Here is a 15,611-nt window from a genome sequence, read left to right on the forward strand (position 1 = left end):
CGGTTCCCCCACACCTGTTCGGTCCGACAGCAGAAAGGTAGGACCGGCCCCGGGCAATCCATCGGTCACATGCCTGGCTGCCACCTGAACGAGTGAAACGCCGTGACCTCGACCCGAACCGGGCCGTTACCGGGCGGTACGCGCGGCCGCCCGTGATACCCGCTCCCGGCGGGCTCAGCCGGCGGCGTGCCCGATCAGCTCCCGCACGGCGCGGGCGACCTCGTCGGGGTGCTCCATCATCGCCACGTGCCCCGACTCCGGCAGCACCAGCAGCCGGGCGTCCGCGAAGGCCGCGCAGGCACGGCGGGCCGAACGGTAGGAGACCAGCTTGTCGCGCAGCCCGTACACCAGCAGCACCGGCACCCTCACCTGCTCGGCCTGCCGCCACAGCGCCTGGTCGCCGCGCTCGGTGTACGCCGAGACGATGCCGCGGGCCGAGCCGACCAGGGCCGGCATCGCGTGCGGCACCTCCAGCCGGCGCCGGTACTCGGCGACGGCCTCGGCCCGGGCGGCCGGGCTCAGGCCGGCCGGGTCGCCGTAGACCAGCCGCAGCAGGTCCTCGGTGGCGGCCTCGACGTCGCGCCCGTTCGCGGCCAGCCGGCGCAGCACCGCGGGCACCCCGGGCACCGCGAGCAGGCCGGTCGGCCAGGCGGAGCGCTGCGGGGGGAGTTCGGGCAGGGCCGGCGAGACCAGGGTGAGGCTGCGCACCAGGTCCGGGCGGAGCGCGGCGAGCCGCACGGCGACCGCGCCGCCGAGGGAGTTGCCGAACAGGTGGACCGGTCCGCGGTCGGCGGCCTCCAGGCAGCCGATCACCGCGCGGACGTGGCCGGAGAGGGTGAGGTTGCCGTCGGTGGGCGGGTGGGAGCGGCCGAAGCCGGGCAGGTCCACGGCCTCGCCGTCGACCAGGCCGGAGAGCCGGTCCATCAGGGCCGTCCAGTTGGCGGCCGAGCCGCCGAGCCCGTGCACGAAGAAGCCGGGTTCGCGCCCGTCGGCGGGCCCGTCGTCGGCGGGGCGGTGCACCGCGAGCACCGCCCCGGGAACCTCGACCGTACGTACCTGCTGCTCAGCGCTGCTCATGGTGGACGATGGTAGTGAGCCGAGGGCCGGAGCACCCGGGACGGTCGGCCGTTCCTTGTCTCTGTCGCACCACTGCCGAGGCCGAGGTCAGCGCCGTATTGTGGGCTCCTGACAACAAGGCCGACCGTCTTTTCTCGCCTTCGCCGAACGCGGGCGCGGTTACCGAAAAGTAGAATCGGCCATCTTGCCAGCCCCGAACAGACCCGAAGTGAGGAGCGCCGTGACGGCCATCCAGGAGGCGCAGGAGCGCCCGCGCGGTGCCCGCCTGCCGCGAAGCGCCCGCCGTGAACAACTGCTCGGTGCCGCCCAGGAGGTGTTCGTCGCGCAGGGCTACCACGCGGCCGCCATGGACGACATCGCCGACCGCGCCGGGGTCAGCAAGCCGGTGCTCTACCAGCACTTCCCCGGGAAGCTGGACCTCTACCTGGCGCTGCTGGACAAGCACTGCGACGCCCTGGTCGAGTCGACCCGCCACGCGCTGTCGACGACCACCGACAACAAGCAGCGCGTGGCCAACACCATGGAGGCGTACTTCAACTACGTCTCCAGCGAGTCGGGCGCCTTCCGGCTGGTCTTCGAGTCGGACCTGACCAACGAGCCGGCCGTGCGCGAGCGCGTCGAGCGGGCCTCCGAGGCGAGCGCGACCCTGGTCAGCAAGGTGATCCAGGAGGACACCGACCTGCCGGAGGCGGAGTCCAAGCTGCTCGCCGCCGGGGTCTGCGGCCTGGCCCAGATCACCGCCCGGTACTGGCTGTCGCAGGGGCTGGAGATCCCCCGCGACGAGGCGGTGCGCCTGGTCGCCAGCCTGTCCTGGCGGGGTCTGAAGGGCTTCCCGATGCACCCGGGCGACCAGCCCGGCGAGGGTGCCCACCAGGGGTGATCCGGCGACCTTCGCCTGGGCGGTGATCCGGTGCTCTATGGTGAAGCCGTACGGCGCGGTCGTCGCGAACGCCTGTTCCAGGCGGTCCGGTGCCCGCGCGTGGAGGCTGCAACCCCGGAGGGACGGAAGCCGTGGAGGTCAAGATCGGTGTGCAGAACGCGCCGCGCGAGATCGTGATCGAGAGCTCGCAGACTGCCGATGAGGTCCAGAGCGCGGTCGCGAAGGCGCTGGAGGGCCCCGAGAAGCTCCTCACCCTGACCGACGAGCACGGCCGCCGCGTCATCGTCCCGGCCGAGCGCCTGGCGTACGTGGAGATCGGCGAGCAGGCCGTCCGCAAGGTCGGCTTCGGCACCCTCTGAGGCGCCGCCCGAGCACGCGTTCCGGTGCCCCGTTCCCGCGAGGGAGCGGGGCACCGCTGCGTGTACGGCCGGGTGGGGCGGGGTACGGCGACAGGTGCGGCACCGGCGCCGCGGGCCCGTCCCCCGGGAGGCAGTCTTGCTGGTCGAGTCGATCGTCTTCACCCTGATCGGCCTGGCCACGGCCGGCGCCGCGCTGCTGGCCCTGCCCTCGTACTACCGGGCCGCCCGCGCGCTGACGGTCGGCACCGCACTGGCCTCCGCCCTGGTCGGCGGGGTGGTGGCGCACTTCTGCCTGGACGGGCGCCACCCAGCGGTGTCCGTGGCGGCCTCGGCGCTGGCCTCCGGCGTGCTCACCTCGCTGCTGGCCCGGCCGGACCTCGCCGACGGGCGGGCCCCGGCGCACCGGCACCACCCGCACCGGACCGGCGCCCACCGCGCGCCGCGGCGGCACCGGCCGGCGTAGCCGTCGTCGGGGCGCGGCCGGTCAGCTGGCCAGGCCCAGGGCGGCCATCCGCTTGGTGTGCGCCTCGGTGATCCGGTTGAACATCTTGCCGACCTCGACCAGGTCGAAGCCCTGCACCCGGACACCGCCGACCAGCAGGTTGGACAGCGCGTCACGCTCGGCGACCACCCGCTGCGCCTGGCTGAGCGCCTCGCCCATCAGCCGCCGGCCCCACAGCGCGAGCCGGCCGCCGGACCGCGGGTCGGCCTCGATCGCCTCGCGCACCTTGTCGACGGCGAACTGGGCGTGGCCGGTGTCGGACATGACGCCGAGCACCAGGTCGCGGGTGTCGTCGTCCAGCCGGACGGCCACCTCGCGGTAGAAGTCGGTCGCGATGGCGTCGCCGACGTAGGCCTTGACCAGGCCCTCCAGCCAGTCCGAGGGCGCCGTCATCCGGTGGAAGAGCTCCAGCGGCTCGACGAACGGCCGCATCGCCTCCTGCGGGTCGGCGCCGATCTCGGCGAGCCGGTCGTGCAGGCGCTGGTAGTGCTGGAACTCGGCGGAGGCCATCCGGGCCAGGGCCGCCTTGTCGGCGAGGTCCGGCGCCAGCTTGGCGTCCTCGGCGAGCCGCTCGAAGGCGCTCAGCTCGCCGTAGGCGAGCGCGCCGAGCAGATCCAGCACCGCCGCCCGGTAGCCGGGGTCGGCCGAGCACGCGGCCCAGTCGCCGATCGAGCCGGCCGCGGTGTCCTGCGTCTCACCATGGGTCTCCATGACCTGCCAGCTTAGTCCCGCACGGCCGCCTCCCCCACCACCCGCCGCAGCCCGGTGACCGGCCGGATCGCCCGATCCCGCGGTCGTCGCCGGGGGCAATGTCAGACGCGTCACGTGTTCGAGTCGTCGCCTGACTGTATGGTGGTACGGAGCCCCGTCGTGCTCGCACGGTGTGACCGCCGTCTCGGTACCCGCGCAAGCCCGCTCCCAAGCGGCACCGTCCAGCCGGACGTGTCCGCACCGGAGGCACGGGTACTCACGTACGCGGATGCCCGGTCGGAGAGCCGATCGGCTCCGACCATGGCTTGGACTTCAAGCCTTGGCACCGCATCAGTGGCCGAGCGAGGGCCGCCGAGACCACGCCCCCTGGCGGAGGTCCCGCGCAGGTCCCTCACGGGAATCCTCCCCGACGCCGCCGGCGACGCGCCCCCGCACCGGGGCAGCGCGCACCGGCCGGCCGCAGGGACCGGCGCGGTTGTGCGTCCGCGCAGCTGTATTCGGGGCCGCACAGGCCCGTACGCAGCCGCGCGGCTGCCCGCCCGCCGCTCGCTCTCGGCCCCTCCACACGGAAGAGGCAGCACCCTGTCCACCACCGCTGAACCCATCAAGACGACCTTCCGGGACCTGGGGATCCTCCCGGAGACCGCCGAGGCCCTCGAGTCCGTCGGCATCGTCCACCCCTTCCCCATCCAGGAGATGACCCTCCCGGTCGCGCTGACCGGCCACGACGTCATCGGCCAGGCGAAGACCGGCACCGGCAAGACCCTCGGTTTCGGTCTGCCGCTGATCGAGCGCGTCACCGTGCGCGCCGACGTGGACGCCGGCCGGGCCACCGAGGAGCAGCTCACCGACTTCCCGCAGGCGCTGATCGTCGTCCCGACCCGCGAGCTCTGCACCCAGGTCACCAACGACCTGCAGACCGCCGGCAAGGTCCGCAACGTGCGCGTCCTCGCCGTCTACGGCGGCCGGGCGTACGAACCGCAGGTGGAGGCGCTCACCAAGGGCGTCGACATCGTGGTCGGTACCCCGGGCCGACTGCTCGACCTGGCCGGACAGAAGAAGCTGAACCTGTCCCAGGTCCGCTCGCTGGTCCTCGACGAGGCCGACGAGATGCTCGACCTCGGCTTCCTGCCGGACGTCGAGAAGATCATCACCATGCTGCCGGCCAAGCGGCAGACCCTGCTGTTCTCGGCCACCATGCCGGGCCAGGTCATCAACCTCGCCCGCCGGTACATGAGCCAGCCGACCCACATCCGGGCCGCCGCCCCGGACGACACCGGCACCACCGTCGCCAACATCGAGCAGCACATCTTCCGTGCGCACTCGCTCGACAAGGTCGAGATGGTCTCGCGCATCCTGCAGGCCGACGGCCGCGGGCTGGCGATGATCTTCTGCCGCACCAAGCGCACCGCCGCCGACGTCTCCGACCAGCTGACCCAGCGCGGCTTCGCGGCCGGCGCGGTCCACGGCGACCTCGGCCAGGGCGCCCGCGAGCAGGCCCTGCGGGCCTTCCGCAACGGCAAGGTGGACGTGCTCGTCTGCACCGACGTCGCCGCCCGCGGCATCGACGTCGAGGGCGTCACGCACGTCATCAACTACCAGTGCCCCGAGGACGAGAAGACCTACCTGCACCGGATCGGCCGCACCGGCCGGGCCGGCGCCTCCGGCACCGCCGTCACCCTGGTCGACTGGGACGACATCCCGCGCTGGCAGCTGATCAACAAGGCGCTGGACCTGCCGTTCAACGACCCGGAGGAGACCTACTCCACCTCGCCGCACCTGTACGAGCTGCTGAAGATCGCGCCGGGCACCAAGGGTGTCCTGCCGCGCTCGGAGCGCACCCGCGCGGGCCTCAACGCGGAGGAGGTCGAGGACCTCGGCGAGACCGGCGGACGCGGCAGCCGCACCGGCCGGGCCGGCCGCGGTCGCCCCGCGCAGGGCGGCCCCGGCCGTCCGGCCGCCGCCCCGGCCGAGGCCGAGGCCGAGGAGCAGAAGCCGCGCCGCACCCGTGAGCGCCGCCGCACCCGTCGGGGCTCGGCGGTCGGCGAGGGCGAGGCCGCGGTCACCGTGACCGACGCCGCCGCGGCTCCGGCCCCGGCCGTCGAGGGCACCGAGGGCGAGGCCGCCCCGCGCCGCCGCCGTCGCCGCTCGCGCGGTGGCGCCGCCGGCGAGGCGGCCGCGGCCGTCGAGGTCGTGGAGGCCGCCGAGGCGGTCGTCGCCGAGGCCGTCGCGGCCGTCGTCGCCGAGGCTCCGGCCGAGGAGAAGCCCGCCCCGCGCAAGCGCACCCGCAAGCCGAAGGCGGAGACCGTCGAGGCCGCTGCCGAGGTCGTCGCGGCCGAGGCTCCGGCCGAGGAGAAGCCCGCCCCGCGCAAGCGCACCCGCAAGGCCGCGGCCACCGCCGAGACCGCCCCGGCGGCCCCGGCCGACGTGGCCGAGGTCCCGGCCCCGCGCAAGCGCACCCGCGCCCGCAAGGCCGCCGCGCCCGTCGAGGCGACCCCGGAGAGCTGACCGCAGCGCATCCCGCCCGAGGGGGCGGGCCAGGCCACCCGGCCCGGCCCGCCCCCTCGGCGTTCCTCCCGGCCCGCCCCGCCGCCGGACGCGCCGACGACGGGGTGCGCGACCCACGGCCTAAGCTCGGGGGCGTCGGGAAGCAGTGGGTAGCAGAGCAGGGAGAACACGCCATGAGCACGCCGCCGTTTCTGAGGTTGCCCGGGTGCGCGCGGGCCGAGCGGGTGGTGACCGGGCGTGGGGAGTTCGCGGCGTTGCGGGCGGAGCCGGCGGGGCCGGTGCGGGGGTCCGCGCTGCTGGTGCCGGGCTTCACCGGCAGCAAGGAGGACTTCATCGGGCTGCTCGAACCGCTGGCCGCGGCCGGGTACCGGGTGACCGCCGTGGACCAGCGCGGGCAGCACGAGACCGGCGGGCCGGACGATCCGGCGGCGTACGCCGTCGGGGAGCTGGGCGCGGACGTACGGGCGCTCACCGCGGCGCTGGCGGCGGACGGCGGGCCGCTGCACCTGGTGGGCCACTCCTTCGGCGGTCAGGTGGTGCGGGAGGCCGTGCTCGCCGCCGCGCCTGGCCCGCTGCCGTGGCGGTCGCTGACGCTGATGTCCACCGGCCCGGGCGCGATCGACCCGGCCGAGGCGGCCCGCACCAAGCTGCTGCTGGACGCGCTGCAGGTGATGGGCCTGGAGGAGATCTGGCAGGTCATGCGGCAGATGGAGGCGGACAGCGGGCAGTCGCAGCCGGGCCCGGCCCCGGCCGTCGCCGAGTTCCTGCACCGCCGCTGGCTGGCCAACGTGCCGCAGGCGCTGTCCGTCACCGGTGGCCACCTGGTCGCCGCGCCGGATCGCGTGGACGAGCTGGCCGCCGCCACGGCGGGGCTGCCGGTGCTGGTGCTGTCCGGGGTACGGGACTACGCCTGGCCCGTCCCGGAGCAGACCGGGATGGCCGAGCGCCTGGGTGCCCGCCGGGTCGTCGTGGCGGACGCGGGCCACTCCCCCAACGCGGAGCAGCCGGCCGCGACCGCCGAGGCGCTGGCCGCGTTCTGGGCCTGATCGACCCCTGACCGGCCCCCACTCTCCGGCCTGACCGGCTCCGTCGGACCTCCCGCCGGAAGTGGTCTCTACCACTTTCGGAACTTCGACCGGCTTCAACACAGGACAAAATTCGTTAGTTACGGTAATCTTTGATTCTGTCCGGGAATCATCGTCGGCCTCGACGCCGACGCACATCATCCGAAACCTGGACTTCACGGACGGGCAACGGCCCGGTAGCACCGCCACGACACCGTGGCTCACGAGGCACTGGACGCACCAGGCAAGCAGGGGGAGCCCTTGCCGCAGCAGACCGCCGCACGTACGACCCGCCCGGTCCGGCCGATCCGCCGGACCCGCAACATCCCGAAAGAGCTGATACCCACTCAGCCGCGATCGCCCCGCGCCGCGGGGCAAGGAAAGGAGACGCCCATGACGAAGACCATGCGCTTCGAGATCGTCCGACTGGACGACGCCAACGGCTCCGCCACCGACCGCCTGATCGCCGACGCCGCCACCGTGCGCGAACACGTCCAGGCCGCCGCCCGCACCGGCGAACGCCTGCTCATCCGGCCGTGCCCGACCGTCTGACCCCGCGCGGCGCCTCCACCCCGGAGCCCCCACCCGCCGCAGACGAGCCGGGAGCGTCCGATCCGGACGTTCCGATACCCGACTGACGCCCCGTCACCGCAATCGCCGATGACGGGGCGTCAGTGCGTCCGGGGTCCGCGCCCGAAACGTTTGCCGCCGCCCCTCACGGGACATCCCCCAACGGGAACCGCCCGCGAACGCGCCCACCCAGCGCCGGCCGGGCGTCCGCGACCGACAGGTGCCGCCGAGCCCTCCGTACGGGTGATCGTCCTTGACGCGGCGGTCCGGAGGGAGGAGCGTTGTCGGCTATGAGGGGCGAGCCAAGCTGCCCGAGGTGCGCCGGTCGGGTCCGCGCCCCCGGTCTGTTCTCAGACACCTGGCAGTGCGACCGGCACGGAGCCGTCCACCCGATGCAGCCCGTGCTGCCCCCGAGTGTCGAGGCCCTGGGCGTCGCCGTCGTCCGTTCCCAGGTCCCCGTCTGGCTGCCGTGGCCGCTCCCGGTCGGCTGGCTGTACACCGGCATCGCCCACGTCGGTGACGACGTCTCCGGTGCCCGGGCCACCGCCGTCGCCTGCGCCGGCCCCGCTCCGCTCGGCGGCTTCGGCGAGCTGGTGCTGGTCGCCGAGGAACTGGGCGTCGGGCTCGGCGCCCGCTACGCCGGCCTGCCCGGGCCGGACCCGGGCGACTCCGTCGGCCTCTACAAGCCCGCCGACGCCAAGCTGATGGCGGCCGGCCGGCCCACCCCGATGTTCCACGTCCCGGACGCCCCGGCCGACCGCGCGGTGTTCGCCGGCGAGGCCCGCGGGCTCTGGCTCTGGGCGATCGCCTGGCCCGAGCAGTCCGCCCTGGTGATGTACGACGAGCTGGTGCTCACCGACCTGCGCGAGGCCGGCGCCGAGCTGGACCTGCTGCCCTGCGGGGCGCTCTCCCCCCGGTTGCTCGGCTGACCCGGGCCCCGGGGCCACCCGGACGGCCTATCCTGGGCGGCACCCACGAGCCCCCAGGAGTCCGCCCCGTGCGCATCGACCTGCACGCCCACAGCAACGCCTCCGACGGCACCGACAGCCCGGCCGAGCTGGTCGCGGCGGCCGTCGCCGCGGGCCTCGACGTCGTCGCGCTCACCGACCACGACACCGTGGCCGGCCACGTCGAGGCCGCCGAGGCGGTGCACGCGCTGCCCGACGGCACCCGGCTGACCGTCGTGCCGGGCGCGGAGCTGTCCTGCGTCGTGGACGGCATCAGCATGCACCTGCTGGCGTACCTGTTCGACCCGGAGGAGCCGGAGTTCGCGCGCGAGCGGGAGCTGGTGCGCACCGACCGGTTCCGGCGCGGGCGGGCGATCGTCGAGCGCTGCCGGGACCTCGGCGCGGACATCGGCTGGGAGCAGGTGCAGCGGATCGCGGGCACCGGTTCGGTGGGACGGCCGCACATCGCCAGCGCGCTGGTCGAGGCGGGCGTGGTGGCCACCGTCTCGGACGCGTTCACCCCCGAGTGGCTGGCCAACGGGGGCCGGGCGGACGTCCGCAAGCACGAGACCGACCCGGTCGAGGCGATCCGGCTGGTCCGGGCGGCCGGCGGGGTGTCGGTCTTCGCCCACCCGGGCGCGGTCAAGCGCGGCCGGACCGTCTCGGACGGGGTGATCGCCGGCCTCGCGGTGGCCGGACTGGCCGCGCTGGAGGTCGACCACACCGACCACGACGAGGAGACCAGGGCCCGGCTGCGCGGCCTGGCCGGCGAACTCGGCCTGCTGGTCACCGGATCCAGCGACTACCACGGCACCCGCAAGACCGTCCGGCTCGGCGAGCACACCACGGACCCTGCGGTGTACGAGGCGCTGCTGGCCCAGGCCACCGGCGCGAAGCCGATCGAGCGCTGAGGGGTCGCGCCGCCGCACTCCGGCTCGCGGGGCACGGCGTGAGCGTACGGCGCGGCGCGCACGCCCCGACCGACCACTGCCCCGGCGGCCCCTGACCGTCCGTCGGCGAACGCCTCGGCCGGAGTCCGGGCCGGGCCTCCGGTCGGGCCGTCAGTCCAGCCGGGCGCCGCGGCGGTCCGGGTCGCGCAGGTCGGTGCCCTGGTTCAGCCAGCGCTCCTGGAGCGCGGCCGCGCCGTGCACCCGCTTCCAGCCCGCCTCGTTGGGCGTCATCGGCAGCAGCGGCAGGAAGCGGACCGGGTCGGCCGGATCCGCCAGCTCCAGGTCCTCGACCAGCCCGCCCGGCTCGGCCGCCAGCACCGAGGTGAAGGGCGCGCCGTCCCACAGCGGGGCGCCGAGGTCCAGCGAGCCGCCCGGGGCCACCACCAGCCCCTCGACCTGCGGCGTCGCGGCGAAGGTGGCCAGGCTGCGCAGCACGCTGTCGCGCCCGCCGCGGACGGTCAGCACCAGTTCGACCCGCGGGCCGCGCACCTGGTCGGCGACCGGCGAGGTGGGGTCGGCCATCGGCGCGGCGGACATCCCGAGCGTCGCGTACCGCACCAGGCCCTCCGGGTCGGGGCCGAAGCGCAGCACCTCGATCCGGTCGGTGCCGAGGAAGGTGACCGCCGCGCGGCCGCCCGGTTCGCCGAAGGTGGAGATCAGCCGGGCCTCGACGGCGGCCAGCACCGCCTCCCGGGAGAGCTCCGGGGAGCTGCCGCCGTGGGGGTCGCCGAAGAGCGGGAAGTCGTGGGCCATGCCGGTGAGCGTAACCCGCTGGTCCGCGCAGCCCCCGTGCGGGCGGCGCGGAGGGCCGGCCCGTCAAGGACCCGTAAAGCCTCGGGAACCCCCCGGCGCCGATGGCCGGTCAGATGTTAGGGTGAGCGACTGGCCACCGGGATTCTTCCGTCCCGGGGCGGCGGCGCGAAGGAGGTGGTTGCGGTGGATACCGGCCGACCATGCAGTACCGGCAGCTCTGCCCGGCCCCGACTTCCCCGTACCCCTCGCCCCGCAGGCGCAATCGGCTGAATCAGCCGCAGTAGCCCCGGGCGCAGGCCCCACGGCGGACGGACCGGCCGGGAGAGCACCTTCATCCCCCCCTTTCACCGGTGTTCTTCGCCGTCGTACCGCGGCCGAACGTTTCTCCATTCCGCGCCGCACCGCGACGGCTCCCCGCCCCTGGGAGCCTGCCATGTCGATGATCAACAGCCTGCGTGCCGCCGTCCGCACCAACCGCCGCCGCGGCGCGGCCGGGGTGTACGACGTCCTGTCCGAGGACGCCGCCTCGGCGATCGTGGACTGCGCGGTCTACCAGCACGGCAAGCGCAAGGGCGAGACCTGCAGCCCGCGCGAGGCCGCCCGCCGGGTCAAGGCCGAGCAGCAACTCCCCGAGGGCGAGGGCTCGTTCAGCTGGATCGGACTGCACGAACCGACCGAGGCGGAGTTCGAGGGGATCGCCCAGCGCTTCGGCCTGCACCCGCTCGCGGTCGAGGACGCCGTGCACGCCCACCAGCGGCCCAAGGTCGAGCGCTACGACGACGTGCTGTTCGCCGTCTTCAAGACCATCCGTTACGTCGAGCACGACCAGCTCACGCCCACCAGCGAGGTGGTGGACACCGGCGAGCTGATGGTCTTCGCCGGGCGGGACTTCGTCATCACCGTCCGGCACGGCGGCCACGGCTCGCTGCAGGAGCTGCGCCACCGGCTGGAGGCCGACGCCGACGAGGCCGGACTGCTCGCCAAGGGCCCGGCGGCGGTGCTGCACGCGATCGCCGACCACGTCGTGGACAACTACCTGCTGGTCGCCGAACGGCTGCAGAACGACGTCGACGAAATCGAGTACGGCGTCTTCTCGGCCAAGGGCGGCCGCAGTGCCGACGTCGGCCGGGTCTACCAACTCAAGCGCGAGGTCCTGGAGTTCAAGCGGGCCGTGGTGCCGCTGCTGCGCCCGATGCAGCAGCTGTCCGAGCCGATGCAGCGTCTGGTGGACCCGGACATCCAGAAGTACTTCCGGGACGTCGCCGACCACCTGGCCCGGGTCGCCGAGCAAGTGCACGGCTTCGACGAACTGCTGAACTCGCTGCTGCAGGCGAACCTGGCGCAGGTGTCGGTGGCGCAGAACGAGGACATGCGCAAGATCACCGCCTGGGCGGCGATCTTCGCGGTCCCCACCATGATCACCGGCGTCTACGGCATGAACTTCGAGTACATGCCCGAGCTGCACCACAAGTACGGCTACCCGATGGTGCTCGGCGCGATCGCCCTGATCTGCGTCGGGATGTACCGGGGCTTCCGCCGCAACGGCTGGCTCTGACCCTCAGCGCCGCCCGCCGCGGGCGACCAGGACCAGCCCGAGCAGGATCAGCACCACCGCCGGGTAGGCGGCCGCCGGAGGCCACTGGCCCAGCCAGAGGGCGGCGATCAGCGCCGCCCCCGGGGTCTCCAGCAGGATCGCGGTGGAGGTGATCGACGGGCCCAGGCTGCGCACCACGCGGTTGCTCAGCGAGTGGCCGAGCAGCTGGGCGGCGACCATCAGCAGCACGATCTGCCACCACACCCCGGCCGGCCATCCGGCCAGCGGGGTCCCCGCGACCAGGCAGATCCCGAGCAGGACCACCGCCGTGGTGGCGTAGCAGACCAGGGTGTACCCGGTCGTGCTGACCGTCTTGCGGACCTCGGCGCCCAGCAGCATGTACCCGGCCGCGGCCAGCCCGGCGGCGAGGGCGAGCGCGTCGCCGAGCAGCGCGCGCGGGGAGAGCGAGAGGTCGACCCCGGTCAGCACCAGCACCCCGGCGAAGGCCACGACCGTGCCGAGCCAGACCGCCCGGGGCGCCCGGACGCCCATCAGCCGCATCAGCAGGATGGTCCACAGCGGGGTGGTGGTGACCAGGGCGGTGGCGGAGGCCACCGAGGTCATCCGCAGGCTGGGCATCCACAGCGCGAAGTGCACGGCGAGCAGCGCCCCCGCCGCGACCGCGAGCAGCAGCGCCCGCCGGCCGATCCCGCGCAGCTCGGCGCGGTGGCGCAGCAGCGCGTACGGGCCGAGGACGCCGACCGACATGACGTTGCGCCAGAAGGCGATCGCCAGCGCGGGCGCGGCGGTGGCGCTGATCAGCGGGCCGGACAGCGAGATGCCGCCGATCGACACGGCGAGCAGCAGCAGGTCGACGGTGGGGAGCGGACGCGTCGACCCCGGGTCGGCGGTGGGTGCGGGTGCGGGGGCGGTCGCGGGCCGGGCGGCGGGCACGGCGCTCCTCTGCTGGTCGCGGCGGGTGGGGCGGCTCATACGGTAAGGCCCGTGGCGCGGCAATGGAACTGTCGCCCGGAGGCTGAGACGTCCCCTGGACGGAACCGGAGGGGAAAGCCGTACGCTGTCGGCCATGGACCGTACGCCCGCCGCCGCGACCGCCGACGCCTTCCTCGACCAGGCCCTGCTGGAGGAGGCCGCGAAGAAGTCCGGCCTGCTCTGGGTGCGCGCCGACGGGCAGGAGCAGGCCCGGCCGCTGTGGCACGCCTGGCACGACGGCGCGGTCGTGGTGGTCGGCGACGGCGACGAGCAGCCGCTGCACGGCCTGGTCCCCGGCGCCGCGGCCGTGGTCACCGTCCGCAGCAAGGACAAGGGCGGCCGGCTCACCGGCTGGAGCGCCCGGGTCGTCGAACTCCCGCCGAACGGCGAGGCCTGGCTGGGCGCGGTCGAGGAACTCAAGGGCAAGCGGCTCAACGCCCCCGACACCGACGCCATCACCGAGCGCTGGGCCCGCGAGTGCCGGGTGCTGCGGCTGGAGCCGGCCGGCCCGCTCACCGAGCGTCCGGGCGCGATGCCGGACGGCTCGCACGCCGCCGAGCCGATGCCCTCCCCGGCCACCACCCGCCGCCCGGTCCCGGCCGGACTGCCGAAACTGCTGTTCAAGCGCCGCTGAGGGTTCACTCCGGGGACTCCTCCCGCCGCTACGGTGCCTCATCGGGCCGGGCCACGCGGTCACGGGTAGATTTGGCCGCGGGTGCGCCTCGGCGTACCGCGTACGGCGTCGAGCGAGTCGAGGGAGTTCATGGCAGGGCCAGGCACCCGGGTCTTCATCTCCCATCTGTCCGCCATCGCGGTCTTCGACCCCAACGGCGACCAGGTCGGCCGGGTCCGGGACGTGGTCGTCTCGCTGCGCCTCGGCGGGCGTCCCCCGCGCGTGCTCGGCCTGGTGGTCGAGGTGGTCGGCCGGCGCCGGATCTTCCTCCCCATGACCCGGGTGACCAGCCTGGAGTCCGGCCAGGTGCTCACCACCGGCGTGATCAACCTGCGCCGCTTCGAGCAGCGCCCGTCCGAGACCCTGGTGCTCGCCGAACTGCTGGACCGCACCGTCACCTGGTCCAAGACCGGTGAGGACGTCACCGTGCTGGACATCGGCATGGTGCAGAGCCGGCTGCGCGAGTGGGAGATCAGCAAGGTCTTCGTCCAGCTCGGCCGGGCCGGCCGGCTGCGCAAGGCCAAGGGCGAACGGCTCACGCTGGACTGGCAGGACGTCACCGGCTTCGCGCTGCCCGAACAGGACCAGGGCGCCGCCAACCTGCTCGCCACCTTCGAGCAGCTGCGCCCCGCCGACCTCGCCAGCGTGATGCACCACCTGTCCGCCAAGCGCCGCGCCGAGGTGGCCGCCGCCCTGGACGACGAGCGGCTCGCCGACGTCCTGGAGGAGCTGCCCGAGGACGACCAGGTCGAGATCATCGGCAAGCTCCAGGAGGAGCGCGCCGCCGACATCCTGGAGGCGATGGACCCGGACGACGCCGCCGACCTGCTCTCCGAGCTGCCCGGCGACGAGGCCGAACGGCTGCTCCAGCTGATGGAGCCGGACGAGGCCGCGCCGGTGCGCCGCCTGCTGACCTACGAGGAGGACACCGCCGGCGGTCTGATGACCACCGAGCCGATCGTCCTGGAACCGGACGCGACCGTCGCCGAGGCCCTGGCCCGGGTCCGGGTCAGCGACCACAAGCCGGCCCTCGCCGCGCAGGTCTTCGTCTGCCGGCCGCCGAACGAGACCCCGACCGGCCGCTACCTGGGCACCGTGCACTTCCAGCGGCTGCTGCGCGAGCCCCCGTACGTCCTGGTCGGCTCGCTGGTCGACGACGACCTGGACCCGCTGCCGCCGGACACCCCGCTGTCGCTGATCACCAGCTACCTGGCCGCCTACAACCTGGTCGCGGCGCCGGTCGTGGACGAGGCGGACCACCTGCTCGGCGCGGTGACCGTCGACGACGTGCTCGACCACCTGCTGCCGGACGACTGGCGCGACGCCGCACTGCACGCCGACGACGAGGCCCGGCACGACGACAGGGAAGGGGTGACCGGTGGACGGTGACCGCAACGGCCGGCCGGACGACTCCGCGCGCCGCCGCCTGCAGGGCGAGCTGCGGCAGCTGCGGCAGCTGCGCGAACTGCGCACCCGCGAGGGCAGCCGGGAACGGCGGGTGGAGACCGCCCCGATCACCGGCACCGGCCGCACCCGGCTCGACCAGCCGCGCACCGCGCGGCCCGGCCTGCTCTCCCTGCCCTCCTACGACCCGGAGGCGTTCGGCGTCCTGTCCGAACGGATCGCCCGCTTCCTCGGCACCGGGCGGTTCATCGTCTGGATGACCGTCGTGGTCGTCGTCTGGATAGCCTGGAACACCCTGCTGCCGGCGACCGTGCGCTTCGACGAGTACCCGTTCATCTTCCTGACCCTCGCGCTGTCCCTGCAGGCCTCGTACGCGGCCCCGCTGATCCTGCTGGCGCAGAACCGCCAGGACAACCGGGACCGGGTCAACATGGAGCAGGACCGGGCCCGCAGCGACCGCAACATCGCGGACACCGAGTACCTGACCCGCGAGGTCGCCGCCCTGCGGCACGGGCTCGGCGAGGTCGCCACCCGGGCCTTCATCAGCTCCGAGATGAGCGGCATCCGCTCCGAACTGCAGTCCCTGCTCAGGGAGATCGAGGAGCGCCGGGACGCCTCCGAGCCGCTGTGACCGGCGGCACGCTACCGACGGGTTAAGCGGTTCGCCCGGCGCCGTACCATCAAGG

16 protein-coding genes are annotated in these 15,611 nt (G+C 74.2%); 12 read left to right on the forward strand and 4 right to left on the reverse strand.

The features are described from left to right. Positions 1–174: 174 nt before the first annotated feature. Positions 175–1,077 carry an alpha/beta fold hydrolase gene (locus ACFV04_RS33115; RefSeq protein WP_380534541.1) on the reverse strand — a complete coding sequence of 301 codons (903 nt, stop codon included), beginning with the start codon at positions 1,075–1,077 and terminating at the stop codon, positions 175–177. Between the two features lie 220 nt (positions 1,078–1,297). Between ACFV04_RS33115 and ACFV04_RS33120 the strand changes: the two genes are divergently transcribed. The 3 genes from ACFV04_RS33120 (at position 1,298) to ACFV04_RS33130 (ending at position 2,779) form a co-directional block, all read left to right on the forward strand. Further along, positions 1,298–1,957, forward strand: coding sequence for a TetR/AcrR family transcriptional regulator (locus ACFV04_RS33120; protein ID WP_360259576.1), 660 nt, complete (start codon positions 1,298–1,300; stop codon positions 1,955–1,957). Between the two features lie 131 nt (positions 1,958–2,088). Then, complete coding sequence (locus ACFV04_RS33125; RefSeq protein WP_360259579.1) at positions 2,089–2,316, forward strand: DUF3107 domain-containing protein; 228 nt, start codon at positions 2,089–2,091, stop codon at positions 2,314–2,316. 136 nt (positions 2,317–2,452) lie between these two features. Next, positions 2,453–2,779, forward strand: coding sequence for a hypothetical protein (locus tag ACFV04_RS33130; protein WP_380343683.1), 327 nt, complete (start codon positions 2,453–2,455; stop codon positions 2,777–2,779). Positions 2,780–2,800: 21 nt separating this feature from the next. On the opposite strand, the gene ACFV04_RS33135 is transcribed toward ACFV04_RS33130, so the two are convergent. Then, entirely contained in the window at positions 2,801–3,529 is a 729-nt protein-coding gene (locus tag ACFV04_RS33135) for a ferritin-like fold-containing protein (protein ID WP_360259584.1), read from the reverse strand. 696 nt (positions 3,530–4,225) lie between these two features. On the opposite strand from ACFV04_RS33135, the gene ACFV04_RS33140 reads away from it, so the two are divergent. From ACFV04_RS33140 to ACFV04_RS33160, 5 genes are all read left to right on the forward strand, one after another. Then, positions 4,226–6,037, forward strand: coding sequence for a DEAD/DEAH box helicase (locus ACFV04_RS33140; RefSeq protein ID WP_380534543.1), 1,812 nt, complete (start codon positions 4,226–4,228; stop codon positions 6,035–6,037). Positions 6,038–6,210: 173 nt separating this feature from the next. Beyond that, the gene (locus ACFV04_RS33145; protein ID WP_380534545.1) at positions 6,211–7,083 is read left to right on the forward strand and encodes an alpha/beta fold hydrolase; all 873 of its coding nucleotides are present in this window, start codon (positions 6,211–6,213) and stop codon (positions 7,081–7,083) included. A 411-nt stretch (positions 7,084–7,494) separates the two neighbouring features. Beyond that, positions 7,495–7,653, forward strand: a complete 159-nt coding sequence (locus ACFV04_RS33150) for a hypothetical protein (RefSeq protein ID WP_157849739.1) — start codon at positions 7,495–7,497, stop codon at positions 7,651–7,653. Between the two features lie 308 nt (positions 7,654–7,961). Beyond that, positions 7,962–8,600 carry a DUF6758 family protein gene (locus ACFV04_RS33155; protein ID WP_360259589.1) on the forward strand — a complete coding sequence of 213 codons (639 nt, stop codon included), beginning with the start codon at positions 7,962–7,964 and terminating at the stop codon, positions 8,598–8,600. Between the two features lie 68 nt (positions 8,601–8,668). Further along, entirely contained in the window at positions 8,669–9,529 is an 861-nt protein-coding gene (locus ACFV04_RS33160) for a PHP domain-containing protein (RefSeq protein WP_380534547.1), read from the forward strand. A gap of 150 nt (positions 9,530–9,679) precedes the next feature. On the opposite strand, the gene ACFV04_RS33165 is transcribed toward ACFV04_RS33160, so the two are convergent. After that, positions 9,680–10,321, reverse strand: coding sequence for a suppressor of fused domain protein (locus ACFV04_RS33165; RefSeq protein WP_360259594.1), 642 nt, complete (start codon positions 10,319–10,321; stop codon positions 9,680–9,682). A 433-nt stretch (positions 10,322–10,754) separates the two neighbouring features. Between ACFV04_RS33165 and corA the strand changes: the two genes are divergently transcribed. Next, positions 10,755–11,876, forward strand: coding sequence for a magnesium/cobalt transporter CorA (corA, locus tag ACFV04_RS33170; protein WP_360259596.1), 1,122 nt, complete (start codon positions 10,755–10,757; stop codon positions 11,874–11,876). A gap of 3 nt (positions 11,877–11,879) precedes the next feature. Here corA and ACFV04_RS33175 read toward each other — a convergent pair whose 3' ends face one another. Further along, positions 11,880–12,848, reverse strand: coding sequence for a DMT family transporter (locus tag ACFV04_RS33175; protein WP_380534549.1), 969 nt, complete (start codon positions 12,846–12,848; stop codon positions 11,880–11,882). A gap of 94 nt (positions 12,849–12,942) precedes the next feature. Between ACFV04_RS33175 and ACFV04_RS33180 the strand changes: the two genes are divergently transcribed. The 3 genes from ACFV04_RS33180 (at position 12,943) to ACFV04_RS33190 (ending at position 15,556) form a co-directional block, all read left to right on the forward strand. After that, entirely contained in the window at positions 12,943–13,482 is a 540-nt protein-coding gene (locus ACFV04_RS33180) for a hypothetical protein (RefSeq protein WP_380534551.1), read from the forward strand. Between the two features lie 129 nt (positions 13,483–13,611). Then, positions 13,612–14,910: a magnesium transporter MgtE N-terminal domain-containing protein gene (locus tag ACFV04_RS33185; protein WP_380343705.1), complete on the forward strand. Its 1,299-nt coding sequence runs from the start codon at positions 13,612–13,614 to the stop codon at positions 14,908–14,910. A 49-nt stretch (positions 14,911–14,959) separates the two neighbouring features. Then, entirely contained in the window at positions 14,960–15,556 is a 597-nt protein-coding gene (locus ACFV04_RS33190; protein ID WP_380343819.1) for a DUF1003 domain-containing protein, read from the forward strand. Positions 15,557–15,611: the final 55 nt, after the last annotated feature.

Source organism: Kitasatospora sp. NPDC059599 (assembly GCF_042735125.1).
Lineage (GTDB): Bacteria > Actinomycetota > Actinomycetes > Streptomycetales > Streptomycetaceae > Kitasatospora.

What these genes read in the sequence shown, in the direction of transcription:
- ACFV04_RS33165 (WP_360259594.1), bottom strand. Translation starts at nt 10,321, where the DNA reads ATGGCCCACGACTTCCCGCTCTTCGGCGACCCCCACGGCGGCAGCTCC.
- ACFV04_RS33150 (WP_157849739.1), top strand. Translation starts at nt 7,495, where the DNA reads ATGACGAAGACCATGCGCTTCGAGATCGTCCGACTGGACGACGCCAAC.
- corA (WP_360259596.1), top strand. Translation starts at nt 10,755, where the DNA reads ATGTCGATGATCAACAGCCTGCGTGCCGCCGTCCGCACCAACCGCCGC.
- ACFV04_RS33185 (WP_380343705.1), top strand. Translation starts at nt 13,612, where the DNA reads ATGGCAGGGCCAGGCACCCGGGTCTTCATCTCCCATCTGTCCGCCATC.
- ACFV04_RS33140 (WP_380534543.1), top strand. Translation starts at nt 4,226, where the DNA reads ATGACCCTCCCGGTCGCGCTGACCGGCCACGACGTCATCGGCCAGGCG.
- ACFV04_RS33175 (WP_380534549.1), bottom strand. Translation starts at nt 12,848, where the DNA reads ATGAGCCGCCCCACCCGCCGCGACCAGCAGAGGAGCGCCGTGCCCGCC.
- ACFV04_RS33135 (WP_360259584.1), bottom strand. Translation starts at nt 3,529, where the DNA reads ATGGAGACCCATGGTGAGACGCAGGACACCGCGGCCGGCTCGATCGGC.
- ACFV04_RS33180 (WP_380534551.1), top strand. Translation starts at nt 12,943, where the DNA reads ATGGACCGTACGCCCGCCGCCGCGACCGCCGACGCCTTCCTCGACCAG.
- ACFV04_RS33155 (WP_360259589.1), top strand. Translation starts at nt 7,962, where the DNA reads ATGAGGGGCGAGCCAAGCTGCCCGAGGTGCGCCGGTCGGGTCCGCGCC.
- ACFV04_RS33145 (WP_380534545.1), top strand. Translation starts at nt 6,211, where the DNA reads ATGAGCACGCCGCCGTTTCTGAGGTTGCCCGGGTGCGCGCGGGCCGAG.
- ACFV04_RS33115 (WP_380534541.1), bottom strand. Translation starts at nt 1,077, where the DNA reads ATGAGCAGCGCTGAGCAGCAGGTACGTACGGTCGAGGTTCCCGGGGCG.